At 62.1% G+C, this 26,167-nt stretch carries 24 protein-coding genes, 3 pseudogenes and 1 riboswitch; of the genes and pseudogenes, 12 read left to right on the top strand and 15 right to left on the bottom strand.

Going from position 1 to position 26,167, the window contains the following annotated elements; all coding sequences use genetic code 11:
• Positions 1-152 precede the first annotated feature (152 nt).
• Together J3A71_RS15410 and J3A71_RS15405 are read left to right on the top strand one after the other, a co-directional pair.
• Positions 153-653 carry a DUF4142 domain-containing protein gene (locus J3A71_RS15410; RefSeq protein ID WP_023047393.1) on the top strand — a complete coding sequence of 167 codons (501 nt, stop codon included), beginning with the start codon at positions 153-155 and terminating at the stop codon, positions 651-653.
• Between the two features lie 8 nt (positions 654-661).
• The gene (locus J3A71_RS15405) at positions 662-913 is read left to right on the top strand and encodes a hypothetical protein (protein ID WP_023047394.1); all 252 of its coding nucleotides are present in this window, start codon (positions 662-664) and stop codon (positions 911-913) included.
• A gap of 95 nt (positions 914-1,008) precedes the next feature.
• On the opposite strand, the gene J3A71_RS15400 is transcribed toward J3A71_RS15405, so the two are convergent.
• Together J3A71_RS15400 and J3A71_RS15395 are read right to left on the bottom strand one after the other, a co-directional pair.
• Positions 1,009-1,173, bottom strand: a complete 165-nt coding sequence (locus tag J3A71_RS15400) for a DUF6021 family protein (RefSeq protein WP_016487193.1) — start codon at positions 1,171-1,173, stop codon at positions 1,009-1,011.
• 55 nt (positions 1,174-1,228) lie between these two features.
• A complete protein-coding gene (locus J3A71_RS15395) occupies positions 1,229-2,215 on the bottom strand; it encodes a DNA-binding protein (RefSeq protein ID WP_060517806.1) in 987 nt (328 codons plus the stop codon).
• 269 nt (positions 2,216-2,484) lie between these two features.
• Between J3A71_RS15395 and J3A71_RS31455 the strand changes: the two are divergent.
• Positions 2,485-2,739 (top strand): annotated as a pseudogene (locus tag J3A71_RS31455) (2Fe-2S iron-sulfur cluster binding domain-containing protein); the annotation flags it as partial.
• Positions 2,740-2,855: 116 nt separating this feature from the next.
• Here the strand turns inward: J3A71_RS31455 and J3A71_RS15385 are convergent.
• The 5 genes from J3A71_RS15385 to J3A71_RS15365 all read right to left on the bottom strand — a co-directional run bounded on the left by J3A71_RS15385 (position 2,856) and on the right by J3A71_RS15365 (position 4,593).
• Complete coding sequence (locus J3A71_RS15385; RefSeq protein WP_016487196.1) at positions 2,856-3,107, bottom strand: hypothetical protein; 252 nt, start codon at positions 3,105-3,107, stop codon at positions 2,856-2,858.
• A 90-nt stretch (positions 3,108-3,197) separates the two neighbouring features.
• The gene (locus tag J3A71_RS15380) at positions 3,198-3,557 is read right to left on the bottom strand and encodes an alpha/beta hydrolase (RefSeq protein WP_209952999.1); all 360 of its coding nucleotides are present in this window, start codon (positions 3,555-3,557) and stop codon (positions 3,198-3,200) included.
• Between the two features lie 19 nt (positions 3,558-3,576).
• Positions 3,577-3,894: a hypothetical protein gene (locus tag J3A71_RS15375; RefSeq protein ID WP_197708363.1), complete on the bottom strand. Its 318-nt coding sequence runs from the start codon at positions 3,892-3,894 to the stop codon at positions 3,577-3,579.
• Between the two features lie 143 nt (positions 3,895-4,037).
• Complete coding sequence (locus tag J3A71_RS15370) at positions 4,038-4,397, bottom strand: protocatechuate 3,4-dioxygenase (RefSeq protein ID WP_096426081.1); 360 nt, start codon at positions 4,395-4,397, stop codon at positions 4,038-4,040.
• Positions 4,398-4,407: 10 nt separating this feature from the next.
• Positions 4,408-4,593 (bottom strand): hypothetical protein, encoded by a 186-nt coding sequence (locus J3A71_RS15365; RefSeq protein ID WP_016487198.1) that lies wholly within the window; start codon positions 4,591-4,593, stop codon positions 4,408-4,410.
• A 31-nt stretch (positions 4,594-4,624) separates the two neighbouring features.
• Here J3A71_RS15365 and J3A71_RS15360 point away from each other — a divergent pair.
• From J3A71_RS15360 to J3A71_RS15345, 4 genes and pseudogenes are all read left to right on the top strand, one after another.
• Positions 4,625-5,149 (top strand): annotated as a pseudogene (locus J3A71_RS15360) (prolyl oligopeptidase family serine peptidase); the annotation flags it as partial.
• 449 nt (positions 5,150-5,598) lie between these two features.
• Complete coding sequence (locus J3A71_RS15355) at positions 5,599-6,204, top strand: PAS domain-containing protein (RefSeq protein ID WP_016487200.1); 606 nt, start codon at positions 5,599-5,601, stop codon at positions 6,202-6,204.
• Positions 6,205-6,308: 104 nt separating this feature from the next.
• Positions 6,309-7,310, top strand: coding sequence for a threonine/serine dehydratase (locus tag J3A71_RS15350; RefSeq protein WP_209952997.1), 1,002 nt, complete (start codon positions 6,309-6,311; stop codon positions 7,308-7,310).
• Positions 7,307-8,254 (top strand): ornithine cyclodeaminase family protein, encoded by a 948-nt coding sequence (locus J3A71_RS15345; RefSeq protein WP_096426083.1) that lies wholly within the window; start codon positions 7,307-7,309, stop codon positions 8,252-8,254. The genes J3A71_RS15350 and J3A71_RS15345 overlap by 4 nt, the downstream gene beginning before the upstream one ends.
• Positions 8,255-8,267: 13 nt before the next feature.
• Here the strand turns inward: J3A71_RS15345 and codA are convergent, their stop codons facing one another.
• The 5 genes from codA to J3A71_RS15320 all read right to left on the bottom strand — a co-directional run bounded on the left by codA (position 8,268) and on the right by J3A71_RS15320 (position 13,664).
• The gene (codA, locus tag J3A71_RS15340; protein ID WP_016487203.1) at positions 8,268-9,509 is read right to left on the bottom strand and encodes a cytosine deaminase; all 1,242 of its coding nucleotides are present in this window, start codon (positions 9,507-9,509) and stop codon (positions 8,268-8,270) included.
• Between the two features lie 4 nt (positions 9,510-9,513).
• Positions 9,514-10,731 carry a PucR family transcriptional regulator gene (locus tag J3A71_RS15335; RefSeq protein WP_096426084.1) on the bottom strand — a complete coding sequence of 406 codons (1,218 nt, stop codon included), beginning with the start codon at positions 10,729-10,731 and terminating at the stop codon, positions 9,514-9,516.
• Positions 10,728-11,993 carry a cytosine permease gene (codB, locus tag J3A71_RS15330; protein WP_023047406.1) on the bottom strand — a complete coding sequence of 422 codons (1,266 nt, stop codon included), beginning with the start codon at positions 11,991-11,993 and terminating at the stop codon, positions 10,728-10,730. Before codB ends, J3A71_RS15335 begins: the two co-directional genes overlap by 4 nt.
• A gap of 361 nt (positions 11,994-12,354) precedes the next feature.
• A complete protein-coding gene (gene tenA / locus J3A71_RS15325) occupies positions 12,355-13,020 on the bottom strand; it encodes a thiaminase II (RefSeq protein ID WP_033734335.1) in 666 nt (221 codons plus the stop codon).
• Positions 13,017-13,664 (bottom strand): TenA family protein, encoded by a 648-nt coding sequence (locus J3A71_RS15320; RefSeq protein WP_016487207.1) that lies wholly within the window; start codon positions 13,662-13,664, stop codon positions 13,017-13,019. Before J3A71_RS15320 ends, tenA begins: the two co-directional genes overlap by 4 nt.
• A gap of 78 nt (positions 13,665-13,742) precedes the next feature.
• A riboswitch (TPP riboswitch) is annotated at positions 13,743-13,857 on the bottom strand.
• A gap of 250 nt (positions 13,858-14,107) precedes the next feature.
• Between J3A71_RS15320 and J3A71_RS15315 the strand changes: the two genes are divergently transcribed.
• From J3A71_RS15315 to J3A71_RS15300, 4 genes are all read left to right on the top strand, one after another.
• Positions 14,108-17,509 carry an Ig-like domain-containing protein gene (locus tag J3A71_RS15315; RefSeq protein WP_096426085.1) on the top strand — a complete coding sequence of 1,134 codons (3,402 nt, stop codon included), beginning with the start codon at positions 14,108-14,110 and terminating at the stop codon, positions 17,507-17,509.
• Positions 17,510-17,564: 55 nt separating this feature from the next.
• Positions 17,565-18,548 carry an SCO family protein gene (locus tag J3A71_RS15310; RefSeq protein ID WP_096426086.1) on the top strand — a complete coding sequence of 328 codons (984 nt, stop codon included), beginning with the start codon at positions 17,565-17,567 and terminating at the stop codon, positions 18,546-18,548.
• Between the two features lie 81 nt (positions 18,549-18,629).
• The gene (locus J3A71_RS15305) at positions 18,630-20,954 is read left to right on the top strand and encodes an EAL domain-containing protein (protein WP_096426087.1); all 2,325 of its coding nucleotides are present in this window, start codon (positions 18,630-18,632) and stop codon (positions 20,952-20,954) included.
• A 97-nt stretch (positions 20,955-21,051) separates the two neighbouring features.
• Entirely contained in the window at positions 21,052-22,059 is a 1,008-nt protein-coding gene (locus J3A71_RS15300) for a site-specific integrase (RefSeq protein ID WP_096426088.1), read from the top strand.
• On the opposite strand, the gene J3A71_RS31450 is transcribed toward J3A71_RS15300, so the two are convergent.
• Together J3A71_RS31450 and J3A71_RS31445 are read right to left on the bottom strand one after the other, a co-directional pair.
• A complete protein-coding gene (locus J3A71_RS31450; RefSeq protein ID WP_224372564.1) occupies positions 22,049-23,158 on the bottom strand; it encodes an SMP-30/gluconolactonase/LRE family protein in 1,110 nt (369 codons plus the stop codon). The two genes, J3A71_RS15300 and J3A71_RS31450, sit on opposite strands and share 11 nt — an antisense overlap.
• Before the next feature lie 57 nt (positions 23,159-23,215).
• A pseudogene (locus J3A71_RS31445) lies at positions 23,216-23,695 on the bottom strand (SDR family oxidoreductase); the annotation flags it as partial.
• 204 nt (positions 23,696-23,899) lie between these two features.
• Between J3A71_RS31445 and J3A71_RS15290 the strand changes: the two are divergent.
• Entirely contained in the window at positions 23,900-24,799 is a 900-nt protein-coding gene (locus J3A71_RS15290) for a LysR family transcriptional regulator (RefSeq protein WP_016487213.1), read from the top strand.
• A gap of 41 nt (positions 24,800-24,840) precedes the next feature.
• Here the strand turns inward: J3A71_RS15290 and J3A71_RS15285 are convergent, their stop codons facing one another.
• Positions 24,841-25,980 (bottom strand): glycerate kinase, encoded by a 1,140-nt coding sequence (locus tag J3A71_RS15285; RefSeq protein ID WP_096426089.1) that lies wholly within the window; start codon positions 25,978-25,980, stop codon positions 24,841-24,843.
• Positions 25,981-26,167 lie beyond the last annotated feature (187 nt).

The following is a 26,167-nucleotide window of genomic DNA, read 5'->3' as shown; positions in this document are numbered from 1 at the left end:
CAGAGCGCACGGCCATACCGTGTTCGCCGGTTTTCACTGCGTTGGCGCGTGGTGCGGTCGAAACCGGTGGCGAAAAAAATTAAACCTTTGCCTCACTCTCACCCTCAACCGTACGCGACACTGAGGTCGCCCCACGGTTTAAGGAGTGAAGCATGAGCAATCTCTTCATCAAGCGCGTTGGTTTCTCCATGGTGTTGGGCCTGGCATCGGCGCACGCACTGGCGGCGAGCTCCGATGACTTCGTCGATGCGGCCACCGAGGCCGGCATCGCCGAAGTGGTCACCGGCAACCTGGCTAAGGAAAAAAGCCAGAATGACGAGATAAAGACATTCGCCCAGCAAATGGTCACTGACCACACCCAGGCGAACCAGAAGCTCGGCGACATCGCCCGCAAGCTGGATATTTCCGTTCCGGATGACGCGGCCATGACCGACAAGGTCAAGAAGATGATCCTGGAATGGCGTGATGAATCATTCGACAAGTCGTACATCAACAACCAGGTTGATGCTCACGAAAAAGCGGTCGAACTGTTCAAGAAAGAGGCTGCATCGTCCGACAAGGCCGAGCTGAAGGCCTTCGCCAGCGAAACCCTGCCAAAACTCGAACAGCACCTGGAGCATGCCAAGGCGCTTCAGGCCAAGCACGCCAAGTGAGGCCCTCCATGAGCAACGATGCACTGAAAACAGAAGTCCTTACCCGCCTGCTGCATTCGCATCCCCAAGGGCTGGGAAAGGAAGTGCTGGACAACTACCGCGGTGAGAAGGCGGTGGCTGACGTACTGAAGACGCTGCAGGAGGCCGGCTTGATTCACGACGGCAGCGTGGTCGTGGGCAGTGACCAGCAGGTCAGCGTGCACTACCCGATCAAGCTGTCGGCAGCGGGTGTCGAAGCCGCGCGACAAGCCGAATCCTGAATACCCGCCCGTCGGGCCAAAAGGCCGCTCTCATGGAGCCCCTGCTAGCTCATTGAGCTAGTAGGGGCTCTGTTTGAGTGGGCGGGCCAACACCCTCACGTGTTCTTTTCGATGTCTCCAGGCGCCTTGGCCGGCCCTTGCGGATCCACCTGCGGGTCGTCAAGATCCGGGGAATCAGGGTCGAAACCAAGATCGTCCGGTTTGTCGGCCTGCTCCGTCGAGTGAGGCCCTTCTTTGCGTTCTGGCTCAGATGGCTGCATGGCGTTTTCTCCCGTGAGTGTCAAAGGAAGAACGCGCCAGCCACAGAAAGTTTGATTAATCTGCAGCGGGAGCCAGTTGCGCGCGACATTGCGCCAGCGCCTGATCACGCTCCTTCAGCTGCTCCTCATACCGCTGCAACTGCCGCGCCTGTTCAGCGCACACATCGCGCCTGTGCTCCAGGCTCTGCGCTTGCACATCCAGCTGCCGGCGCATTTCCTCACTGGCGCCCTGGGCCTGGGCCAGAATCGTGCGCAAGCCCTGAATCTGCGCATCGCGTTGTTCCAGCAACTCTTCCTGCGCCCGGCACTCACTGGCAGCCTGGCGGTGCTCACCCAGCAACCGCTCGTTGTCCCGGTGCAGGCGGGTGAGCTCGTCCTGTTTGACGATCATGCCCTGTTGCAGCTGCCGCACTTCCACCTGCATCTGCTGCAACTGCGCTTCATGGCGGCGCTGTTCCTGCTCGCGCTGTTCACGGCTGGCATTGCGATAGTGTTCCAGCGCATCACGGGCATGGCGGTGCTTGTCTTCCAGCGACTTGACCTGTTCGTCCTTGTCAGCCAGGCGCACCTGCAATTCACCCAGCGACTGGTTGAGGCTGGCACTGCGTAGCTGTTCGGCCTGCAGCGTGCTTTGTGTGGACAGCAGTTTTTCTGTCTCGGCGGCCAAGGCCGCTGCATCGATCTTGTGTTGCTGATGCGCTGCAGCCAGGGCTTGCTGGGCAATTTCAAGCTGCGCCTCAAGTTTTTCCCGCTGTTGCGTGAACGTGCTCTCGGCCTGCTCGATCTTCAGGTCGGCCTCGTCCTGTAACTGCGTTGCCAATTGCCCGACCAGGCGGCTCAACACATCACTGAGCGCCACACCGCCTTCAGAAGCCACCGGCTGCTGGCCGTTCAACTCCTTCAGGTAACGGTGAATCGTGGTTTTGGAGCCGGTATTGCCCAGCTCGATACGTATGGCATCGATGCTGGGGTTCTCCCCCCGGGCAATCAGCGCCTGACGCGCCTGCTGCACTACCACCTTGTTGATACCGCCCCGGGCCATGCTTGCTCCTACGATTTTGTACTGTGTTATGTAACATGTAATTACGTACTAATTATGGCGATAACATACCACGCCTGCAAACATTTCCTCAGGTGGAATAATCACGGCTTATCGCATGTGATAGGCAAAATATGGGGTTCTGGCGGTGTGGCGCCCTCAACCAAATGTTGCGTGCAGTCGCGGCGCGTCATCGACCGGCTGCTCGAGGCAGAACGCACAACCGACAATTGCGCCCGCTCGCAAGAACAAATGATGCACAACGCGCCGCAGTACGTTTGGCCCACAGCGGCATGACTCTGCAGGTGCCAGCTGATCGCAGCGTCTCTGAAGTGCTGGAGGACGCCGGAGTGTGCGTGCCCCTTGCCTGTGAACAGGGTATCTGCGGCACCTGTTTTACCGGCGAGATAGATGGCGAGCCGGAACACCTTGAGAGTTTCCTGACTGCACAAGAGCGTGCACGCAACGATCAGTTCACGCCCTGCTGCTCTCGCTCGCGCAGCGCCTGCCTGGTGCTCGACCGTTGACCCATAGCGCCCTCTGCATGAGCCTACACCGGCTTAGCAGGGGGCGCCTTTGTGAAGGCTTGTCAGGAAAACCGGTAGTGCGCTCCAAATGGGAAATACGTGATGGGTTTACACAGCTACCCGGCGATCTCCAGGTCTACCTGACCGAGGCGCTCACTGAACAGCCAATGGCCTTTGACCAGACGCAGTTTATCCCTGAAGGTGCCAATCAGATGGGGCGGGGATGCCATTGGGGCCTCCCCTTGCGCTGCCGATGCATAAGCCAGGTTCTCGTAGTCCCCCGCATCGTTAAGTAATGCAAAACGTTTGATCAGGCGAGTGCAGGCATGCTCAATCCGCATCTCATTCATCAATTCGGCTTCGTTCATCCCAACTCTCTCAAGGGCGATATCGCCCTAAACAATATCGTTCGTTCGGACAGTAACCTGCCCCGAAGCACTTCGAAGCTAGTCTTGAAGCTAGTCTTGTAGCCAAACCCGCAAGGCCGCATTGACAGCCTCCGGTGCCTCAAAAGGGGCCATGTGGCCGCAGCGTTCAAAAATCACCAACCGCGCATGAGGTACTTGCTGGGCCATCACCTGATGCTGCGCAAGCGAACTCCAGGCATCCTCTCGACCCACCCCGATCAACACTGGACATTGAATCGTGCGCAAATGCTCGCCAGCAGCCGGTCGCTCCAGCAACGCCTTGATCTGGCCTGACAGCGTATCGAAACTCATGCGTTCGACCATCGCCAGCAATGGGCTCATGATGCCCGGGTCATCGACATGCGCCGGGTGCAGCATCGGCGCGAGCCAGCGTTGCGCCACTGCCGCCATGCCATGCTCGCGAGCCAGGTCAATCAGCACCTGCCGTGACTTCGCTTCCCCCCTCGCGGGCCGGGTGAGTCCCCGTATCGAGCAACGCCAGGCGGTCGACCCGATGCGGCGCCAACCGATGGACCTCCAGCGCTACCCGCGCGCCCATGGAATGGCCAGCCAGCGCGAACCTGTCCGGCGCGTCATTCAGTACCCGCTGCGCCATCGCCGTAATACTGTGGTAACCCTTGAAGTCGAGGGCATGTACATCCGCCCGCTCTTGCAGCGCGTCGATCTGGGCACGCCAGACAACCTCGTCACACAACAGCCCGGATAACAAATACAGACTTTGCTTCATTTTCGGTTTCCCAATCAGAGGGCAATAAGCATCTCATTTGCCAGGCAGCGCCCATGGTGCGTCTTCGCCTTTCGAAGCCGCGGGCATCTCAATAATCAGCGGAGTGTTCGCTTTCCTGTTTCGCGGTCAGTCCGATACCGGGATCAGCGCATATCGGGAACGCGACGGGTGTTGAGAAAGTCCTCATAGGACTCGCCACGCATGATCGCGTAAACCTGCATATTGCTCATCTTGGCAACCCGGGCGAACTTTTCGACGACGAAAAAGTTTGCACCATACGGGACCAACCCCAGCCAGTCACGACGGCGTACCAAGTCTTTCTCACACGCGTCGAGACCGGCCTCAGTCATCAGGCTCTCGGCGTCCTGCAGATAACGCGCTCGCCACTCTGTGCCGATCATTTTCCAAAAGAAGCGATTCAACTTGAGCGCCTTGTTGCTGACCCGAAGATCAAACACATAGGTGCCACCAATCTCTTCCATGCCAACGACCTGTGGATTCATGTGATAGCTCCTAGTTGTCTTTAGCTGAAGGTTCCAGCGTTTCATAGAGCACCGCGGTCATGGCCGTGGTCGTTGCGAGATAGTAGTTCTGATGCACTTTACGAAGGGGCCCCTCAGCGGCACCTCGCATCGCCAGCCACATGATCTGTTCAACGCTTTCGGCCCCACCCAGTCGCACATATTCGGCATGCGTCATACGTGTCAGAACCTGCGGATCGTGCTCAAGCGTGGTGGACTGGCTGGAAACCCGCGCGGATGTCGATGCCAATCGTATCGGCATGGAAGGCGTTTCGTTGGGCGGGTACTACTGCCCGCGCGCCGTCGCCTTCGAGCCACGTTTCGCCTGTGGTGTGTCGTGGGGCGCCAACCACGACTGGCGCGACGTGCAGAAGCGTCGCCTGGAAAAAGAGGGCGACTTCCCGGTACCGCACTATTGGGCGCATGTGCGCTGGGTCTGGGGCGCCAAGGACATGGACGAATTCATGACCATCGCCGAGAACGTCCATCTCGATGGCGTGCTGGACCGAATCAAGGTGCCTTTCCTGGTCACCCACGGCGAGAAGGACTCACAGATTCCGCTCAAGTGGGCGCACCGTACTTATGAGCAACTGGTAAACAGTCCCAAGCGTGAGCTGAAAATCTTCACGGAGCGCGAAGGCGGCGTGCAGCACGCGAGCTTCGACAACAGCATGAATGCCGGCCAATACATTGCAGACTGGGTCGCTGAGACCCTCGGCGGCCGAGTAGCCTGAATGTCTCGGTAACGAGGTCGATCACGCCAACGGCAGGCACGTCAGCCTGCCGTTTTCAATACAGCATTCAGTTACTCCCGCTTGCCACCCAATCAAACGCAGCATCGTTGCTATGCCAGTCACTGCTCCAAGCTCCCTTCTCGCATTCCCAGTCGCAGAGAGCATATGGAAAAATTGCATCACCGCTATGCACTATCAAGGCGCAACTTCAGAAATTTAGTGTCTGAGACCTTCCTGGCGGCCTACCCCCCTTCTGGATGAAAACTGAATCTTTGAAACGTTAAGCGCCAAAATTCCAAGCTGTTGTTTTTATTGAAAGTTTATGCCAACTGCTTTCAGACTTTCAGTTTCGAGGGCTTTGTCACCGTACGCACGCTGCAGGAGCGCCACCTTGTGCCGGTTACGCTTTGCCGCCACCATGGGCGTCCAGCACTGATCACCGACAAAAAATGACCCTGGAAAACTACAAAGCAATCGCCGACAGCATCGCCCTGCTGCTGTATCCGCACGCTGAAGTCATCGTCCATGAGCTGCGCAGCCAGACCGTCGTGCACATCGCCAACAACTTCTCCCAACGCAAGCTGGGCGATGATTCGGCGATTGATCACGAACTGGGCGATTTGCTTGAGGGCGCCAACCTGGGCCCCTACGAGAAGCTGAACTGGAACGGCCAGAAGGTCCGCTCCATCAGCACCGTGCTACGCAACGCACAAGGCGAAGCCGAGCACCTGATGTGCATCAATCTGAACGTGTCGGTATTGGAGCAAGCCCGCGTGGCGCTCGATGCGTTCTTCCAGATGAGCCGGCTGGTACCGCAACCTGACGCGTTGTTCCGCAACGACTGGCAGGAACGTATCAACACCTTCCTGCATGCGTGGCTACAAGCGCGCAACCTTTCGCTACAGACACTGCAGATGAAAGACAAGCGCAGCCTGGTGCAGGCGCTGCATGCCGAAGGCGCATTCGAGGGGCGAAGTGGGGCTGACTATGTGGCCAACGTGCTGAGCATGGGCCGGGCCACCGTTTACAAGTACCTGAAAGAACTCAAGACCTAGCGGCGCGCTGCCACCGGCAAGAAGCTGCAAGTGGCTGCGCTCAGGGACTTGTCTATCGTGGATAATTATTCTACCGTGGACATATATTCCATAAGGAGCGCAGCATGCCAGCCTCTACTGCTTCACCGACTGCCGCCAATGCCGTTGACCTCGATGCACTGTACACGTCCATTGAGGAAGCCCACAGCGCACTGCGCCCCGCCGTCAGCATCACACCACTCAGTCACAGCGCGCGGTTGTCGGCACTGACCGGCTGCGAAGTCCTGCTCAAATGCGAGCACCTGCAACACACCGGCTCGTTCAAGTTCCGCGGCGCCAGCAACAAGATCCGCCTGCTGCCGGTTGATGTGCGCAAGCATGGGGTTATCGCTGCCTCGTCCGGCAACCATGGGCAGGCGCTCGCACTAGCCGGCAAAACGGCAGGTGTGCCAGTGACTGTGTACACCGCCACTTCGGCTTCGCCATACAAAATCGAGGCGATGCGCACCCTGGGTGCCGAAGTGCTTTGCCTGCCTACGGACCCACTGGGTGCAGAGCTGGAAGCCGCCAGGCAAGCCGAGGCTCAGGGTGTACCGTTCGTGTCGCCCTACAACGACCTGCAAGTCATTGCCGGTCAAGGCACCATCGGCATGGAATTGTTCGAGCAGGCACCAGACCTGGACGCAGTGTTCGTCGCCGTAGGCGGTGGCGGGATGATTGCCGGCATCGGTGCCGCCCTGCGCAGGCTCAACCCGGGCACCGAGATCATTGGCTGCTGGCCGGCCAATGACCCTGCCCTGGCGCAGTCCATCAAGGCCGGTGAAATTGTCGAGGTCGACGCCCTGGAAACGCTGTCGGACGGCAAGGCTGGCGGCGTCGAGCCGGGCGCCATCACCTTGCCGCTGTGCCAGGCGCTGGTCACCGATACCGTGCTGGTCAGCGAGGACGAAATCCGCGCCGCCATGCGCGATATCGCCAGCAGTGAACGCTGGATCATCGAAGGTGCTGCAGCCGTCGCGGTTGCCGGCATGCAAAAGCTCGCCAAGCGCTACCAGGGCAAGCGTGTCGCCGTGATCCTGTGCGGCCGTAACATCCTGCTGGAAAAGTTCCTGGAGGCCGTTCGATGAAGGTTTTCAGCAAGGCGCAGATCGTCGCCAGCTTCAACCCGGCGCTGGCGGTAAGCAGGCTGGAGGAAGGCTTTATCGCCTACTCCGAAGGCGCGGTACAGGTGCCGCCCGTGCAGGCCTTTGCATTTACAGGGGCGAACGGTGACTGCTGTGTGAAATCGGCCTATATCGAGGGCAGCCCGACCTTCACGGTCAAGCTTTCAACCGGTTTTTATGACAACCCTGCCAAAGGCCTGCCGAGCAACGATGGCCTGATGCTGGTGCTGTCTGCGCTCACTGGGCAACCGCTGGCGCTGCTGCAGGACCAAGGCTGGCTGACCGGCATGCGCACCGCCCTGGCCGGGCGTATTGCTGCCAGGCTGCTGGCGCCGGACCAGGTCAAGGCCATTGGCATCCTCGGTACCGGCATGCAGGCGCAGATGCAGCTTGAACAGCTGCGCGCCGTTACCGATTGCCGCCAGGTCGTTGTCTGGGGCCGTCATGAAAGCGGGCTTGCGGCCTATGCGACATTTGCCCGTGAACTGGGCTTCGAGGTTCGCAGCACGCAGGATTCGGCAGAAGTTGCGGGCGCTGCAAACCTGATTGTCTGCACCACCCCTTCCCGCCAGCCGCTGTTACACAGCGAGTGGGTCCAGCCGGGCACGCATATCACTGCCGTCGGCGCCGATGCACCTGGCAAGCAGGAACTGGACCCGGCACTGGTGGCCAGGGCGGACCGTATCATCGTCGACTCGGTCGCCCAGTGCAGCCAGTACGGCGAAGTGGCCCACGCGCTCGACAGTGGCCGGATAAAGGCGAACCAGCTGATCGAACTGGGGGCACTGCTGGCCGGGCGTGCCAAGGGGCGCGAGCACGACGGCCAGATCACCCTGGCAGACCTGACCGGCGTGGCAGTGCAGGACACGCAAGTCGCAAGCTGCGCCCTCGCTGCATTGGGCACCTGAAGCGACAGCGAAGTCAGAGCAGACGCTGCACCTGGGCCGGCGTACGCTGCATCAGCACCTTGCCATTGCGTACCGACACCAGGGCATGTCCCTGGGTGCGCACCATTTCGTAGTCGTCAGGCGCCGACAGCAGCAGCAGGTTCGCCGGCCGCCCCACTTCGATGCCGTAGCGCTCGCCCAGGTTCAAGGTGCGGGCGCTGTTATCGGTGATCAGGTCAAGGCAACGCTGAAGGTCTTCGTAACCAAGCATGTGGCAGATGTGCAGGCCGGCCTCAAGAATGCGCAGGATGTTGCCGTTGCCCAGCGGGTACCACGGGTCGACGATGGAGTCCTGGCCAAAGCACACGTTCATGCCGGCACGGTCAAGTTCGGCAACACGGGTGACACCCCGGCGCTTGGGGTAGTTGTCAAAGCGTCCCTGCAGGTGAATGCTTTCGGTCGGGCACGACACGAAGTTGATACCCGACAACTTGAGCAGGCGGAACAGCTTGTAGCAGTAGGCATTGTCATACGAGCCCATGGCCACGGTATGGCTGGCCGTCACCCGGGCCCCCATGCCGCGCACCCGGGCCTCTTCGGCCAGCACTTCGAGGAAGCGTGACTGCGGGTCGTCGGTCTCATCGCAGTGCACGTCCACCAGGCAACCGGTGCGCTCGGCCAGGTCCATCAAAAACTTCACCGACGACACGCCCTGGTCGCGGGTGTTCTCGAAATGGGGAATGCCGCCGACCACATCGGCGCCAATCGCCACTGCTTCGGTCATCAGCGCCCGGCCGTTGGCGTAGGACTCGATGCCTTCCTGCGGGAAGGCCACAATCTGCAAGTCGACCAGCTCGCGTACTTCGTCACGCACCTCGACCATGGCCTTGAGTGCGGTAAGTTGCGGGTCGGTGACATCGACATGGGTGCGCACATGCTGGATACCGTGGTCCACCAGCATGCCGATGGTTTTTTTCGCACGGGTCTTGATGTCATCGTGGGTGGTGAGCTCCTTGCGCTCGGCCCAGCACTCGATGCCTTCGAACAGGGTGCCGCTCATGTTCCACCTGGGTTCGCCGGCCGTTAGGGTCGCGTCCAGGTGGATGTGCGGCTCGACAAAAGGGGCCACCACCAGATTTTGCCCAGCGTCCAGGTCATCGCCAGCGCCAGGCGCTTGCACCCCGCCCTGGGGCGTGATGGCGGCAATGCGCTCACCATTCAGTTCGATGCGGAACAGGCCAGGCTTGCCGCGCAGGCGTGCGTTGAGGATGTTCATGCTGTTACTCCTTGCCGTGGGCTTCGCTCATGCGCCATACCAGCATGGCGACCGAAGCATTCATGCGAAAAAGCGGGTCGTGGATGGACTGCCCGCTCAGTTGTTCGATGCGCTGGATGCGCTGATTAATGGTGTTGCGGTGCAGCCCCAGGCGCTGCGCGGCCTTGAGCCCGTTGCCGTTCTCCATGAGCAAGGCGTCGAGGGTGTGCACCAGGGCGTTGGCCTGCTTGCGCCCAGGGGCGATCAAGGGGCCGAGCGTACGGCTGACGAAGTCGTCGATCAGCGAGCGGTCGACGATGCCTTGCAACAGGCGCAGCACCCCCAGTTCGCTGAAGTTGCAATAGCCGTTGGCCGGGCGCAAGTGCTGCGCTACGTCCAAGGCCTGGCGCGCCTCATTGAGGGCCTGACGGTAGTGCGCACAGTCGTCGGCGAGGCTCGACAAGCCCATGTGCAGGCTCAGTTCACCCGTCACTGCCTGCAACTGCCGATAAAGCCCAGCCAAGGTCTCGGGCAAGTCGTGCGCATCGGCCAGCAGTACCACGAACAGATCACCCGGCAGCTGTGCCATCACGCTCCCTGCCCGTTGGCGGCACCAGGCTTGCAGCTGATCTTCCAATGCCTGGCGGGTAGCTTGCCAGGTCCGCTCGCCGTGGCTCAGCCCGTGGCGCTCGAACAAACCATCCACGCCCGCCAGGCGCAAAGCCAGCAAGCGCCGCGGTTCATCCAGTGCCAGTTGCAGATGCGTTGCCCGCTGCCGGGCAATGGCCAGGCTCGGGTAGTCGCCAGTCAGCAACTGGCCGAGGATATCGTGACGCGAGCGGCGTACCTGGCTCATCTGCACCAAGGCCGTGCCGATCAGGTGGGTGACCACGACCATCTTCAGCGCATAGGGCTGCTCGATCAGCGGCAGGCCAAGTTGTTCGGCACGCGCGATGACAGCCGCAGGGACGCACTGGATAAAGCTGCCGCCAGTGAGGATGACCATGCCGGCGATGCCCACTGCGGCACCATCTTCCACCAGGCTGAGGAGGTTGGCCTCGCCGCGCGGGTGGTTGATGCCAGTGACGAACACCAGCTCACCGCCCATTACCCATTCGGCGATACCTTCGTTTTCCGCCACATAGGGCCAGCGTACCCGCCGTTGCAGGTTGCGCGCCCCGGCCAGCACGCGCATATCGTGCAGACCGGGCAAATGCAGAATCTCGTCCAGCGCCAGGCTCACGGCTCGACACCCGCCTGACCCGGAGCCCGGCGGCGTGCGCCAAGTTCGAGGATGACGATGTAGCACAGGGCCGAGGCGCCGATACCCACCAGTGGAGCGACCCACGGCGAGGCGTACGCCAGTACCGCGCCCACGGCATAGGCAAACAGCCCGGTGAGGTTGTAGCGTGGCAGGCTTGCCATGCCCAGTGCCGGGTACTTGCCGCGGTGGCGATACCAGAAATCAGCCATGATCACCCCGCCCACCGGTGGAATGATCGAGCCCAGCAGCACCAGGAACGGGATCAGCATTTCGTACATGCCACCCATCGCCAGCACAATGCCCACCCCCGCCGCCACCAGCGTTGCCGTGCGCCGGCGCTCGCTGCGCAACAAATGGCAGGCGGCCGCGGACACGTTGTAGATGGTCGGCCCCTGGATGGTCCACAGGTTCAGGCATAGCATCACCACCGCTGCAAACGACAAACCCTGCAGCATCATTACCTCGACGATATCGGCCTGTTGGTAAACCATCGCGCACCAGGCACCGGCCACCACCATCAGGCCGTTGCCAAGGAGAAATGCCACCACGCTGGCGGTCACCGCCACCCGGCCGCTGCGCGACAGCCGTGTCCAGTTGGTGGCCTGGGTGGCACCACTGGCGAAGGTGCCGAAGACCATGGTCACCGCTGCCGAAAAGGTCATGGTTTCGTGCGGTACCACTGCGGCCAGGCCGGCAAAGCCGCCAACATCGCGGGTGGCAATGTACATCGACACCAGCAGCAGCACGAACATCAATGGCACCGATACTCGCGACAGCACGTCCAGCCCCTTGAAGCCGATGATGGCAGTAATGCTGAAGCCCAGGCCAAACAGCACCATCAACGGTACGCTGAAACCTTCCGCCAGCCCCAACAGTTTGACCAGCACGATGGCCACGGTGGCTGTGCCCCAGGCGTACCAGCCAAGTTCAGCGAAACCCAGCAGAAAGTCCGAAAGCCGACTGCCAGCTTCGCCAAAACAGAAACGCCCCATCAACACGGTGTTCAGCCCGCTGCGCGAGGCGATGAATGCCAACGCAGCGGCATACAAGGCCAGCAGGCTGTTGCCGAGGGCGGCTACCCACAACATGTCGACAAAATTGAAGGCCATGCCCAGCTTGCCGCCGGCGAACATCGTGCCGGTGAAAAAGGTAAAGCTGAACAGGACCATGGCAATCGGCAGCAGGCCTTTGCGGGCAGACTGCGGGGCTTCGCTGAGGGGGAATTCGCTGGGTGAGCTCATTGCACGGGGCTCCGGGTAGTAGTTGGGAGCTGGAAGAGCAATATGCGGGCCGCTTTTTCGAGCCCCGATACCCGTGATCAAATCGGGCAAGCAGCCCAGACATCAATGTGCACTGTGAACAGTAAAGTCGCTTTTATGCGCTGTGAAAGTGTGCCGGACGACTTATTTTGAGGCATTCATGCACCAAAGCGGGCTTGGGCTGGGTAGGATTCACCCAGTCGACCAAGCACTTTTGGGCTGCTGCGCAGCCCATCGCCGGCAAGCCAGGCTTCCACAGGTACGGTACAACCCTTCGAGCATTGCGCGGTCTTTGTGGGAGCCCGGCTTGCCGGCGATGGGGCGCAAAGCGGCCCCGGGGGGGCTACGCCACCCCGTCCAGCCCCATCTGCCAGAAGTCCGCCTCCAGGCTGGACGCCTGGCCAAAAATTCCCACCAACTCGGCAAACCGCTGCTCGGTCATGCTCCGCGCCGCCAGCTCATCCAGGTGTTTGCGCGCTGCCGCCGCCACCCCCTGGTAGCCTTCCCCGGCATACTCGCCAATCCACTCGCGGTACGGGTGGTTGCTCAAATCACCAATCTGCTCGGCCAGGGTCCGGCCTATTTCGGCATAGCCAATCACGCAAGGTGCCAGTGCCACGTGCAGCTCCAGCAGGTCGCCGGCAGCGCCGCAGTCCAGCACGTAGCGGGTGTATGCCACCGTGGCCTGGTGTTCTGGCGCGGCCTCAATGTCGGCTTGGGTCAGCCCCCAGCGGGCGCACAGGCGCACGTGCAGTTCGGTTTCATCCAGAATTGCCGCCAACCCGGCCTGCGCGGCGCGGATGTCGTCCGGCCGGCGGCTCTTGTAGGCCGCCAGTGCCCAGGCGCGGGCGAACTGGATCAGGAACAGGTAATCCTGCACCAGGTACGTCCGGAACGCGGCCTCGCTCAGCGTGCCCTCTCCCATCTGCCGCACGAAATCATGGTCTACGTAACAGCGCCACTGTTGCGTGGCTGCGGCCTTGAGGCGATCGAAGATATCCATGCTCATTTGCTCTGCGGGTAGATGGCATCGAAGAAGGCCAGTTCCAACGCAACCGTGCGCTGGTAGAAGTCACTGGCCAGTGCGGCGTGCTGCGGGCCGACACGGTCCAGTTCGGCCTGCAGGAAGGCAACGAAGGCCTGGAATGCCGGGTTGTCGTGCAGGGTGATCCATTCGGCATGGACGAAGTTCTGCGGCATGGGTTTCGGCGCTTTCAGCGCCCAGTCCAGGTACAGGCCTTCGGCAACGTTGAGTACCGCCAGCGCTGCTGCATAGGAGCGGGTGGCTGCCGCTTCGCGCATGATGGCCTTGAACCCTGCAGTCGGCGCCGTATCGGCCGGCTCACTACGTTGCGCCGGGCTTACATCCAGCGCCTCGAAGGCCCGCAGGAAGTAGGTGTTTTCATCGCTGGAAATCATCCCGGCAAAGCGGCCGAAGCGCAGGCGCGCCTCGAATGTATCGGCGGTGGCGATGGCTGCGCCCAGCAGGGTCAGGAAGCTGTCGAGAAAGCGATGGTCCTGCACCAGATAGTCGACCATGATCGGGTCCGGCAGGCTGCCGTCGCACAATTGGGTCACGAAACGGTGGCCAACGGCCGCCGACCAGGTTGGCTCGCTCTGGCGGCGCAGGGACTGGCTGAAACGTTCGGTCATGATGCTGTCCTTGATGAAGGTGACAGCGAGACCTTGGCAGTTGACATGGACGGGCCTCGCAGTGAGGCCGGCAAAAAGGCAGGTTACAAGCCCCATCCCTTCGCCGGCATGATCCGGATCAGGTTCGAAGGGTCACCGCGCTGCAGCGTTCAGCGGTTTCTCAGCCCTTTGCCGGGCTCCCCTTGGTAGCCCACACATATACCGCAGCGCGCCGGGTGTGTCACGCCCCAATCCACCCATCCAGTGGGCATTGGGTCCCCGCCAGTGGGGACTTATACCCATTCTTGACGCCCCGTCATTTAGCGCACCTCAGGTGCCACAAGGATTTGTTTAACAAAGCATTACTGAAACAGTTGTTGGCACAGCCGTTGCTCAGGGCCTTTTATCGGGCAAAACGCCATTGATGGCTTAGAGCCATGCAGCCGCGAGCGAGGCACAAGGCAATGAAAACACATGCCGTGATCCACCCTGTTAGGTACGCATTCCAGCTTTCTTCAGTCACTGCGCTGATGGTCAGCCTCGGGCTGATCACGGTCATGGCCTCGCCCCTTGACGACAACAGTCAGCCGCCGCCGACCGATCCATCGGCCTACACCGAGCAACCGGCTGACCCGACTCCGGCCTTGCTCAACCTCAGTACCTTGCCCGAAGCCAACGAAGGCGCGCTGGAGCTGGTCGATGGCGCGCACGGCGACCGCGATACAGTGCGGATAGACAACGTGCTGCCGCCTGCACTGCAAACCTCGGACAGGTACCCCACCAACGGCAAACCCAGCCCACTGTTCGGAGCCCAACCCTTCACCCAGCAATTGTTGCTGTTCGAAGAATTCGGGCCAGAGAAGCTCGAGCCGACCACGCCGGCGCCGGCGCCGGAGCTTACCTTTCCCGTCCCCACCCTCGGCGCGGCCCCGGCGCAGGACCCCAACGTCGTCGCGCGCAGCGGGCCAAGTGGTACGGCCCTGGAAGCGTTCCTCAAGCAGCCCGGCCTGTATCCGTACCCGAGCCAGTACGCCAATGTGCTGGACCGCAACCCCTGGAAGGCGCAGATCGAAATGTTCCTCAACCGCCAGCCGGTCGGCTCGCCTGCTGAAGGCCGGCCACCAGGAAAAGCCTGGTCGCACCAGCGTTGGAACGAGTTCTACCCGCAGGCGGCGTTCAAGACCGCCCAGGCCGGGGCGCGTATCAACCTCGGTCTGCGTGATCGCAAACAGCTGCATAACTATGCGTCTGGCGAGTTTGCACCCGGCGGCCTGTACTACCAGACCTCCGACATCCCCACTACGCTGGGCACCACCAAGGGCATTGACACGCGCTTTCACCCGAATATGCCCTTGCAGAACCACAAATCACTGTGGACATTCGACGGCACCTTCCCGCCCAAACTGCTGATGGTACGTTACGGCCAGCCGATCCTGATGCGCCATTACAACGCCTTGCCCATCGACCCCTCGGCCAACGGTGGCTTTGGCCTGCACACCATCTCGACGCACGAGCACAATGGCCACTCCCCGGCAGAGAGCGATGGCTTCGCCAACGCCTACTTCTTCCCGGGGCAGTACTACGACTACCGCTGGCCAGTGCAACTGGCCGGCTACGACACCATCAACACCCGTGCCCAGGATCCGCGGGCAGCCTTCCCCTGCTCACCGGGCGAAACCCTGTTCGTCAACGACGGCACGCCGGGCCTGAAAGCCTGCCAGAACGGCAGCATCAAGATTCGCGGCGACTGGCGTGAAACCATGAGCACCCACTGGTTCCACGACCACATGATGGATTTCACGGCACAGAACGTCTACAAGGGCAACGCCGTGATGATGAACTACTACAGCGCCCTGGACCGCGGTAACGAGGCGCTGCAGGATGGCGTCAACCTGCGCTTCCCCAGTGGCTCCGGCATGCCATGGGGTAACCGTGACTACGACGTCAACCTGGTGATTGCCGACAAGGCCTGGGATGCCAACGGCCAGCTGTGGTTCAACCCGTTCAACACCGATGGCTTCCTCGGTGACCAGATTCTGGTCAACTGGCAGTACCAGCCCAGGCTCAAGGTGCGGGCGCGCAGCTACCGCTTCCGCATCCTCAACGGCTCGGTGTCGCGCTATTTCAAGTTTGCCGTGGTGCGGGAAATTGCCGGTACCAGTGGGGAGTTCAAAGGCCCCTCCGGCTCCAACCTGTCGTATGCCCGGGTGCCGTTCCACATGATCGCCAACGACGGCAACATCATGGAACACGCCGTGCCCTTCGACGGGACCATGGACCTGAACGGCGACGGCAACCTGCAGGACAACCATGGCATCCTGCCGCTGCAAGGCATCGCCGAGCGCTACGACATCATCATCAACTTTGCCAAGAATGGCATCAAGGCAGGCGACAAGCTGTACTTCGTCAACCTGGAAGAGCATCGCACCGGCAAGGGCCCGGAAGGTACGATTTCGCTGGCCGACGTGCTGTCGGAAAAGTACAAAGCCGTGATCAAGCAGACCAACAAAGGCCCGCAGTGGGACAAAGGCGACCCAGCAGTCGGCAAGTTTCTGCAACTGCTGGTGCAGCCCTACACCGGCCAGGACCTGAGCATGGACCCGGTGGCCTACGAGCCCGCCAAGCCAGGCAAGGCCGCAGGCCTGAAAATGCTGCCACTGCCCATTGACCGCAACGCCGCGACCGACCAGGCCAGACTCAAGGATGCCCGCCACCGCGCGTTCATCTTTGGCCGCTCCGACGGTACCGACACCAGCCCGTGGACCATCAAGACCGATGGCGGCTTCGGTTACAGCATGGACCCACGACGCATCAGTGCGGCACCGCAACTGGCCAACCAGTCCACCGACGGTGGGTTCAGCGGCGACGGCACCCTGGAGGTGTGGAAAATCGTCAACGGCGGCAATGGCTGGAGCCACCCGGTGCACGTGCATTTCGAGGAAGGCGTGATTCTTAGCCGCGACGGCAAGGCGCCACCGGAATGGGAAAAATGGGCGCGCAAAGACGTGTACCGGATCGGGCCAGAAGCCGATTCTTCGGGAGAGGTGGAAATGGCCATCCGCTTCCGCGAGTTCGCCGGCACCTACATGGAGCACTGCCACAACACCCAGCATGAAGACTCGTCCATGCTGCTGCGCTGGGACATCGAGCACCCGGGGCAGTTCCAGGTGATGCCAACCCCGCTGCCAGGCTGGGATGGCGTGCAATACATGGCTTCGGTCGGCCTGCCGACCTTCCGTACCAAAGGCCATGACGACACCGATGACCCGGCCAACAAGCCCCCCGTCGCAGCCAATGACAGTGCAGCGACTACCGCTGGCAAACCTATCACCCTGAACGTGCTCGCCAACGACTCCGACCCGGACGGCAACGTACCGCTGACCGTGACCGGTCTCACCCAGCCGGACTCCGGTCAGGGTACCGTCAGCACCGACGGCACCCTGGTGAATTACACCCCACCTGCCACGTTCGCCACACCGTTCACTGCCAGCTTCAACTACACGGCGCGCGATGCCAAGGGGGCCGAGTCGTTGACCCCGGCCACAGTCAGCATCGCTGTGACTGCGGCGGCGGCGGTCGACCAGATCCAGGTCAGCAGTGCCACGGTGCAGGTGCGCAGTGGCAACCGCTTCACCTGGGATGTGCAGGGGACGACCACGGTCGCCACGGGCAACAGCATCAGTGTGACTGCGGCAACCACCGGCGGCCCGGTAAGCCTGGGCAACGCCACGCTGACGGCCGCGACTACGGGCGCCCGCTGGCGGGTGTCTGTGACCACTACCGGCTTTGGCCCGGCCACACCCGCGACAGTTACCGTGAAATCGACGCTGGGGCAAACGGTGACAGCGCCAGTCAAATACCAGTGAGTGCAATGCAGGGGTCGCTGTGCGGCCCCTTTTACCCAACAACGAGGATCGCATCATGCCCGGCTCATGGCGTTTCCTGCTGGTGCTCGCGGTATTTGCCGCCAGCATTCCGTTATGGCCACTGCAGCCGCAACAACCGTTGGCCGAAGAAACCGCAAGCCCCTGGGGCGCCGGCTACTTCCCGAATATCCCGCTGCTTACCCAGGACGGCGAGAAGGTGCATTTCTTCGACGACCTGATCAAGGACAAGGTAGTCGCCATCAACTTCATCTTCACCGGCTGCTCCGACTCCTGCCCGGTGGAAACCGCGCGCTTGCGCCAGGTGCAGAAGATTCTGGGTGACCGGGTCGGCAAGGACATTTACTTCTATTCCATCAGCATCGACCCGTACAACGACAGCCCTGCTACCCTCAAGCGCTACGCCGAAAAATTCGGCATCGGCCCTGGCTGGACGCTGCTCACCGGCGAGCCCGACGACATCGAGCAATTGCGCCGTAGCCTGGGGCTGTGGATTGAAGGCCTGGAAAACGGCCGTTCCAGAGACCACAACCTGAGCCTTATCATCGGCAACCAGGCCACCGGCCGCTGGATGAAAGCCTCGCCCTTCGAAAGCCCGTACATTCTCGCGGACCGGCTGGGCAACAGCCTGCACAACTGGAAGCAGGCCAGCGCCATGAGCAATGACTACGCCCAGGCCCCCGAGATACGGCCACCCAGCAGTGGTGAGCAAATCTTCCGCACCCGCTGCTCCTCCTGCCACACCCTGGGTAACACCGAGCCAGGGCAGCCCGGTATTGGCCCGGACCTGCTGGGGGTGACCCGACAGCGTGACGCCAGCTGGCTGACCCGCTGGTTGAAGGCGCCCGACCAGATGCTCGCAGAGAAAGACCCCTTGGCCATGCTGCTGTACGAGCAGTACAACCGGCTGGCCATGCCCAACATGCGCCTGGGCGATGCCGAAATCAGCGCACTGATGAGCTACATCGAGGAAGAAACCGCACGCCTGCAGGCGCCCCTGGCACATACAGGAAACCCTTAAAGGCAATTAGCCATTAGTCATCAACCTGTCACCTCCTTGTCGTATTTTTGGAGCATCACCCAGGGTCGGGAACTATCAGCAGTGATACGCCGTTCGCTTTCCTCCGCCAGCCTCCTGCGACTGCTGATCTTGATGCTGTGTGCCGCCACCCTCGCCTTTCTGTGGGGGCTGCACATGACGCAGAAAGCCGCTGCCCGCCAGGACGCGTTGTCGGCCAAGGCCGCCGAGCACTTGAACCTGGCCAGTATCGTGGGCGAAAGCCTGCGCCAGTTGGTCGACCGCGCCCAGGCCGTTGGCCGGGTCACCCAGGACGACATGAAAGTGCTGCGCCAGGGCAATTTCAGCCTGGCGCGGATACTGGCCGAAGACCCGGTGTTCAAGCGCATGAGCCTTTACGACCGGCAAGGCCGGCTGTTGTCAGCCAGCCATACCGACGAAGCCACCGCGCTGCCCGAGGATTGGTTACGCCAGCTGCAAAGGCACGTAGCCCGTTATGGATTCAAGCCCTTTCTACCCAACGTGCAGCCGCCGGGCCAGCAGGCCGGCCTGCCCGACTGGCGGCTGCCCTTTCTGCTGCCGTTGACCGACCTGCCCGGCCGCGAAATCGAAAACATCCTGGTTGTCCAACTGGACATCGGCTACCTGGCGGTGCTGTTTCAGCATATCGATCTGGGTAGCAGCGGGCTGGTGCGCCTGCTGCAGGATGACGGCCTGGAGCGGCTGCGCATAGACACCAGCGGCGTGGTGGGCGCCGGCGATGTGTTGCTGCCAGAACTGCCAGATACCGGTAGCAACACTGGCCTGCTCACCCAATACGCGGCCGGCGGTGCGTACCAGAGCCTCTACCGACATGTGCCAGAGCGCGGGTTCAGCGTAGTGGTCAGCCAGCGCCAGGAGGACATCCTCGCACCTTCGGCCCTGGCCTATTCCCGACAATTCTGGTTGAACCTGAGCATGACGCTGATGATCATCGCCAGCCTGCTATGGACCTTGCGCCTTTTGCGCAAGCGCCAGGAGGCCTTCAGCGCACTGGAGCATGCCCAGCAGGTAAACCAGCAACTTATCGGCCGTCTTGAGGACGAACACCGGCGCAGCAGCCATGCCGCCGCCACCGACCACCTCAGCGGGCTGCACAACCGCCGCCAGTTCGTCGAGGTGGCCGGCCAGGCGCTGACCCGCCAGCGTGGCAAGCGCCAGTTGATGGCGATCCTGTTCATCGACATGGACCGCTTCAAGTCGATCAACGATTCGCTCGGGCACAAGATCGGCGACCTCCTGCTACAGGCCGTGGCCGGGCGCATCCAGCGATTGCTGGAGCCCGGCGACGAGGCTTCGCGCTTTGGCGGCGACGAATTTGTGGTGTTGCTGGCGGGCGAACGCAGCGAAGACCAGATCAATGCCTGGGTCCGTGAGCTGGTCCAGCGGTTGTCGGCCACCTATGCCCTTGACGGCCAGGAGGTCAACACCAGCCCAAGCGTGGGCGTGAGCATCTGCCCGCGCGATGGCCAGGACATCGACAGCTTGATCCGCAGTGCCGACGCCGCGATGTATTCAGCCAAACAGGCCGGTCGGGCCCAGTACCGCTTCTTCGACGCCTCGCTGAACCTGGCCGACATCCAGGCCTTCACCCTCGAACAGGCGTTCGGCAGCGCCTTGGCCGAGCGCCGATTCGTGCTGCACTACCAGCCGCAAATCCGCCTCGACACCCAACAGGTACTGGGCTATGAAGCGCTGGTGCGTTGGGACCACCCCGAATTTGGCCTGCTGTACCCGGACCGCTTCATCGACCTGGCAGAGCGCAGCGGCTTTATTGTCGAGCTGGGCTGGGAGGTGTTGCGCCTGGCCTGTGAGGCTTTGGCGGGCTGGGACGCCCAAGGCCGGGGAACACGACTGGCCGTCAATGTATCTGCCCTGCAACTGCGCCAAGGCGATTTCGCTTCGCGGCTGCTGAGCGAACTGCAACGGTATGCCATTGCCCCGCAGCGGCTGGAGCTGGAAATTACCGAAACCACCATCCTCGACCCCGAAGGTACGGCCGTGGCGCACCTTCACAGACTGCGCGGCGCGGGCCTGGGCATCAGCCTGGATGACTTCGGCCGCGGCTACGCCGGCTTCGCCCATCTGCATTCGCTGCCATTGAGCAAGCTGAAGATCGATCGATCGCTGATCGCGCCACTGTCCAACAGCCCTGATGACAGCCCGATCGTGTCCTCCACCATCATCCTGGCCAAGCGCCTGGGCCTGGAAGTGGTCGCCGAAGGCGTAGAAACCCGCGAACAGGTGGTGTGCCTCAAGCTCGCCGGTTGTGATATCGCCCAGGGTTACCACTTCAGTCGGCCACTGTCGCCGGCGCAGTTGCACGAATATCCGCCTTTCAATGGCGTCGAGGAGAAAGCATGCGTGTAATGCGCACACCGGCCCTGACCCGCGGTGCTGGCCAGGCCGACTATGGTTGCCCCACTGACCCCAGCTGACGCGTTGCGCCTACAGAAACCGCGCTGGCATGCAATATCCCTTGATTCGGTTTATCGTGTACCCATCACCCGCCGACACCCGCACCATGACCGATATCGAGCGCTACCTTCGCGCCGCCACCCGTGACAACACCCGGCGCAGCTACCAGGCTGCCATCGAACACTTTGAATCCCACTGGGGCGGTTTTCTGCCGGCCACCGCCGAGAGTATTGCCCGCTACCTGGTCGACCACGCCGACCAGCATGCTGTCAGCACCCTGCGCCAGCGCCTGGCTGCGCTCAGCCAATGGCACGTCGCCCAAGGCTTCCCCGACCCGACCAAGGCGCCGCTGGTACGCCAGGTGCTCCGCGGTATCCGCACCCTGCACCCGACGCCGCCCAAGCAGGCAGCCCCGCTGTTGTTGCAGCACCTGCAAACTGCGGTGACCTGTTTTGAAGAGGAGGCCCGCCAGGCACGTGAACATCACAACCTGGCCGCCCTGCGCCGGGCCCGCCGTGACAGTGCGCTGCTGTTGCTGGGTTTCTGGCGTGGCTTTCGTGGTGATGAACTGGCGCGCCTGCGCATCGAGCATATCCAGGCTGAAGCCGGTGTCGGTATCACGTTGTTCCTGCCGCGCAGCAAGGGCGACCGAGAAGCCCTGGGCGTGCAACATCGCACCCCTGCCCTGAAAGCCTTGTGCCCGGTCACGGCCTACCTGCAATGGCTGGAGGTCGCCGGCATTGCCCATGGGCCGGTGTTCCGCAAGCTCGACCGCTGGGGCAACCTCGGTGACAGCGCGCTCAACAGCAACAGCCTGGTCGGCCTGCTGCGGCGCATGCTGGAGCGTGCCGGGGTTCCGGCGGCGTTGTATACCGGCCACTCGTTACGGCGTGGCTTCGCCACCTGGGCAACCGCCAATGGCTGGGAACTGAAGTCGCTGATGAGCTATGTGGGTTGGAAAGACGCCAAGTCGGCCTTGCGCTATATCGACTCGGCCCAGCGCTTTGGCGAATTGGCCGTTTTACCGGCCAGCCAGACGCCACGGCTTATTCCTTGAAGCTGTGCCGGGCAACGCCGCCAGTTTCCGGGCGAATGGCATACAGGTCGCCCGCATCGGGATAATGGTGCAGTTCTTCGGGGTTCATGTCGAATCGCGCGGTACTGATGTACAAGGTGTTCAAACCGGGCCCGCCAAAGCAGCAACTGGTGGGGCATGGCACCGGCATCAACACCTGGTCGGTCAGGTGGCCGTGGCGGTCATAACGCAGCAGGCAGCTGCCATGGTACTGGCACACCCACAGCCCGCCTTCGCGGTCCAGGGCCAGACCATCCGGCCGCCCCAGTTCGGCCGGGGTTTCGGCAAACAGCGTGACCGCGCCAAGCCGGCCTTCGACGAGGTACTCGGCGCGGTAGATGGCACGCGCCGCCGAATCGACGAAGTACACCGTATGGCCGTCCTGCGACCAGGCCAGGCCAGTGGGCAACGCCATGTCGTCATGGATCACCTGGTCGCTCAACTGCCCGTCGAAGCGGAACAGTGCCCCGGTATTGCCGCTGGGTACTTCGTCCATCAGGCCAGTTACGAAGCGGCCTTGCGGGTCGCAAGCACCGTCGTTGAAACGGTAGGTCGAGCGCGGATGGACTGATGCCGAATGCTGGCTCACCTTGCGCGCCGGCACGTCGAAGATAGCCACACTGGCGTCTTCGGTAAAAATCAGGTTACCCCGGTCGGTCAACGCCAGCGCGCCAATGCGCGCGGCTGACGCGTAAAGGGTGTGGACGTCGCCATCGGCTGTCAGGCAGTTGATGCGCCCGCCAGAAATATCGACGAAGTACAACGCGCCGGTGCGCTCATCCCAGACCAGGCTTTCGCCCAGGTCCGCGCACGTGTTGGCGACTTTGACCGGCACGTAGTTGCATTCCTTGATGCGGTTCCAGCGTTCGGCCACTTGCGCGAGGTCAGCGGCCTGCACACGGCCCAGGTCCCGGGGGTAGCTGACGCCGCTGTTTTCGTTGAAGCGGGTGGCGGTGAACTGGCCGTTGCTGGCGCGCAAGATGTAGCCGGTGTCATGGCACAGCGCACTGGCCAGGTACAGCACGCCGGGCGTGACCCACTCGGGTTTCAGTTCTTCTGGCGGTTGGCTGATGCCCCACATGCGGGTTTTCGCGACCGGTGAAATGGCATTGACCAGGATGCCGTGCTCCTGGCCCTCCATGCTCAGGGCGTTCATGATGCCGACCTGGGCCATCTTGCCGGCGGCATAGGCCACCAGGCCAGGCTGCGCATAGCGCTGGTACATGGCCCGGTCCGAGGTCGTCAGCACTACCCGCGGCGCTGCGGAGCGCTTGAGGTGCGGCCAGGCATGCTTGGCCAGCCACACGGGCGCCTGCACATTGATGCCCAGCGCTCGTTGCAGAAAGGCGGCTTCCTGATCCTCGATACGCTGGTAGTCGACCCAGCCGGCATTGTGAATGAGGATATCCAGCGCACCGAAATGCTCGATAGCCAGCGCGATCAGTTGCTTGCAGGTGCCCTCGTTCTCCAGTTGGCCGGCGTGTCCAACCACAGCAAAACCTTTGCCTCGCATGGCCGTCAGTGCATGTTCGAGCGCCGAGGCGTCCTGGCCTTGCCCGGATCTGTCGGTGCCCAAATCGCTGATGACTACACGCGCGCCGCGCTCGGCCAACGCCATGGCATAGGCAAGGCCAAGGCCTTGTGCGGCACCGGTGATGACCGCAACTTTGTTATGGAAAGGCTTTGTAACGGGCATTTCAGACCACCTTCAATTCTCCTTTTTACGATATCAACAATCAAATCTATGACTTAATATTAAAAGCATGCACGTTTGATATCTCCTGGATATCACCGCCAACTGGCCATGCTGCAGGAATGCTGAATGATCGAAACACGTTTGCTCAGGCAGTTCATCGCTGTGGCCGAAGAATTGCACTTTCACAAGGCCGCCGAGCGCCTGCACATGGCGCAACCGCCGCTGAGCCAGGCCATCAACCGCCTTGAAGAAAAACTGGGTTTCAGCCTGCTGCTGCGTAACAAGCGCGGGGTGCGCCTGACCGCCGCGGGTGCAGCGTTTCTCGACGCGTCTTACCGCACGCTGGCTGAGCTGGAAAAGGGGATCGAGTACGCCCGTAATGTATCTGCAGGGGTCAGCGGCAAGCTGACCATCACGGCCATTTCCATCGCCTATTACGACTCGCTACTTGGCAGCTTGCGCCGTTTTCGCGAGACTTACCCGAACGTGCAGTTGACCATTCGCGAGATGCCATCCGCGTCGCAGGCCAAGGCTTTGCTGGCCGGTGAGGCGGATATCGGCTTCATGCGCAGGCTGCCGCTGCCGGCTGGCACCCTTGAAGCACGGTTGTTGCTTGATGAGCAGATCGTCATGGCCATGCCCGCCAGCCACGCCAAGGCGCAACAGGGGGAAGTCGACCTGCGCGAGTTTGCCGATGAGGATTTCGTATTCACCCCGCAAGCCTTGGGCGGTGGCTATCACGCGCAGTTGATCGCGCTGTGCGAGGCGGCGGGTTTTCATCCCAAGGTCGTGCAGGAGGCGGCGCAGATCCATACACTGCTGGGCCTGGTGGCATGCGGTTTTGGCGTGGCCCTTGTACCGGCCTCGTTCGTTGGCTCAACCCCGCGCGAACGCGTGCAGTTTTGCCCGATCCGCCCTATCGATGAGCAACCCGCCCCCGGGATCGGCCTGTACATGAAATGGAACGCCCAGAACGCTTCGCCAGCACTGGCCAACTTCATTGCCATGTTCGAGACGCAGGAGTGAAGCTTTTGCAGGAGCGGCCTAGTGTCGCTCCTACACGATGTTCATGTTCGCTTTGCAACGTGCCACAGCCGACCAATGTCACAAGCCCGCGCCTGCAGCAGCTGCGCAGCATCGGCACAAGCCTGCTCCAGGCTCATCGGCCCGCTGGCCAACGCAAATGCAGCATCGACCCCATGGGCATACAACTGCTGATAACCCTCACCCAAGGTCCCGGCCAGCACCACCACCGGCACGCCATGACGCTTGGCTACCCGGGCCACCCCCATCGGCGTCTTGCCTCGCAGTGTCTGGGCATCGAAACGGCCTTCACCAGTCACCACCAGATCTGCCCCCTGCACCAATGCATCGAGGCCGGCCAGCTCGGCCACTACCTCCACCCCAGGGCGGAACTGTGCGCCCATGAAGGCCCGCGCCGCGAAGCCCATGCCACCGGCGGCGCCACACCCTGGGTAATCGCGCACGTCCTCACCCAGTAGCTGTGCGCAATGGTCGGCAAAATGGCCCAGCGCCTGGTCCAGCGCCTGCACCTGCTGCGGGTTGGCCCCCTTCTGCGGGCCGAAGATCGCCGAAGCGCCGTTGACGCCGCACAGCGGGTTGTCGACGTCGGCCGCCACTTCAAATTGCACTTCGGCGAGCCGTGGGTCGAGGTCGCTGGCGTCGATGCGGGCCAGCTTGGCCAGGGCCAGGCCGCCCTCTTCCAGCGCTTGCCCATCCGCGTCCAGCAGGCGCAGGCCGAGTGCACGCAACATACCGCTGCCGGCATCGTTGGTGGCACTGCCGCCGATGGCCAGCACTACCCGTTGCGCACCGGCGGCAAGGGTTGCGGCAATCAGCTCGCCGGTGCCCCAGGTGCTGCTGCGGCAAGCATCGCGCTGGCCGGTTGGTACCAGTTGCAGGCCACTGGCCTGGGCCATTTCAATGATTGCCGTGCGGCTTTCTGGCAACCATCCCCAGCCGGCCTCCACGGTTTGCCCCAGTGGCCCGCGCACAGCCTGGCGGCGCAGTTCGCCGTGGCTGGCGGCCAGGATTGCCTCCATGGTGCCCTCGCCGCCGTCGGCCATCGGGCACTCAACCAGTTCAGCGCCCGGCCATGCTGCACGCAGGCCTGCGGCGATGGCGCGGGCGACACCGGCAGCGTCGAGGCTGTCCTTGAACGAGTCGGGGGCGATGACGATCTTCATGGGGATTCTCCTGTCCTGATGAGCGGCATGCTGACAGCTGTTCGGCAAGGGGGCCTCGGTCAAATGCACAAAACGCCGGACGGGTTGTTTGGGCGGATGCCTTCGTAACTGCTTTCCGGCCTTGTAGGAGCAGCCTTGTGCTGCGAAGAGGCCCGCATGGTCGGAGCGGTTTTTCGCCCTGAGCGGC

It is taken from the genome of Pseudomonas sp. PvP089, assembly GCF_017875165.1.
GTDB classification, from domain to species: domain Bacteria; phylum Pseudomonadota; class Gammaproteobacteria; order Pseudomonadales; family Pseudomonadaceae; genus Aquipseudomonas; species Aquipseudomonas fortuita.
Note: the sequence above shows the minus strand (reverse complement) of the source record. Positions and strands in the feature narration are given on the sequence as shown.

Excerpts from the sequence above, each read along its gene's own strand:
- J3A71_RS15410 (WP_023047393.1), top strand. The coding sequence starts at position 153 with ATGAGCAATCTCTTCATCAAGCGCGTTGGTTTCTCCATGGTGTTGGGC.
- J3A71_RS15405 (WP_023047394.1), top strand. The coding sequence starts at position 662 with ATGAGCAACGATGCACTGAAAACAGAAGTCCTTACCCGCCTGCTGCAT.
- J3A71_RS15400 (WP_016487193.1), bottom strand. The coding sequence starts at position 1,173 with ATGCAGCCATCTGAGCCAGAACGCAAAGAAGGGCCTCACTCGACGGAG.
- J3A71_RS15395 (WP_060517806.1), bottom strand. The coding sequence starts at position 2,215 with ATGGCCCGGGGCGGTATCAACAAGGTGGTAGTGCAGCAGGCGCGTCAG.
- J3A71_RS15385 (WP_016487196.1), bottom strand. The coding sequence starts at position 3,107 with ATGAACGAAGCCGAATTGATGAATGAGATGCGGATTGAGCATGCCTGC.
- J3A71_RS15380 (WP_209952999.1), bottom strand. The coding sequence starts at position 3,557 with ATGGCGGCAGTGGCGCAACGCTGGCTCGCGCCGATGCTGCACCCGGCG.
- J3A71_RS15375 (WP_197708363.1), bottom strand. The coding sequence starts at position 3,894 with ATGAAGCAAAGTCTGTATTTGTTATCCGGGCTGTTGTGTGACGAGGTT.
- J3A71_RS15370 (WP_096426081.1), bottom strand. The coding sequence starts at position 4,397 with ATGAATCCACAGGTCGTTGGCATGGAAGAGATTGGTGGCACCTATGTG.
- J3A71_RS15365 (WP_016487198.1), bottom strand. The coding sequence starts at position 4,593 with ATGACGCATGCCGAATATGTGCGACTGGGTGGGGCCGAAAGCGTTGAA.
- J3A71_RS15355 (WP_016487200.1), top strand. The coding sequence starts at position 5,599 with ATGACCCTGGAAAACTACAAAGCAATCGCCGACAGCATCGCCCTGCTG.
- J3A71_RS15350 (WP_209952997.1), top strand. The coding sequence starts at position 6,309 with ATGCCAGCCTCTACTGCTTCACCGACTGCCGCCAATGCCGTTGACCTC.
- J3A71_RS15345 (WP_096426083.1), top strand. The coding sequence starts at position 7,307 with ATGAAGGTTTTCAGCAAGGCGCAGATCGTCGCCAGCTTCAACCCGGCG.
- codA (WP_016487203.1), bottom strand. The coding sequence starts at position 9,509 with ATGAACATCCTCAACGCACGCCTGCGCGGCAAGCCTGGCCTGTTCCGC.
- codB (WP_023047406.1), bottom strand. The coding sequence starts at position 11,993 with ATGAGCTCACCCAGCGAATTCCCCCTCAGCGAAGCCCCGCAGTCTGCC.
- tenA (WP_033734335.1), bottom strand. The coding sequence starts at position 13,020 with ATGAGCATGGATATCTTCGATCGCCTCAAGGCCGCAGCCACGCAACAG.
- J3A71_RS15320 (WP_016487207.1), bottom strand. The coding sequence starts at position 13,664 with ATGACCGAACGTTTCAGCCAGTCCCTGCGCCGCCAGAGCGAGCCAACC.
- J3A71_RS15315 (WP_096426085.1), top strand. The coding sequence starts at position 14,108 with ATGAAAACACATGCCGTGATCCACCCTGTTAGGTACGCATTCCAGCTT.
- J3A71_RS15310 (WP_096426086.1), top strand. The coding sequence starts at position 17,565 with ATGCCCGGCTCATGGCGTTTCCTGCTGGTGCTCGCGGTATTTGCCGCC.
- J3A71_RS15300 (WP_096426088.1), top strand. The coding sequence starts at position 21,052 with ATGCAATATCCCTTGATTCGGTTTATCGTGTACCCATCACCCGCCGAC.
- J3A71_RS31450 (WP_224372564.1), bottom strand. The coding sequence starts at position 23,158 with ATGTGGGGCATCAGCCAACCGCCAGAAGAACTGAAACCCGAGTGGGTC.
- J3A71_RS15290 (WP_016487213.1), top strand. The coding sequence starts at position 23,900 with ATGATCGAAACACGTTTGCTCAGGCAGTTCATCGCTGTGGCCGAAGAA.
- J3A71_RS15285 (WP_096426089.1), bottom strand. The coding sequence starts at position 25,980 with ATGAAGATCGTCATCGCCCCCGACTCGTTCAAGGACAGCCTCGACGCT.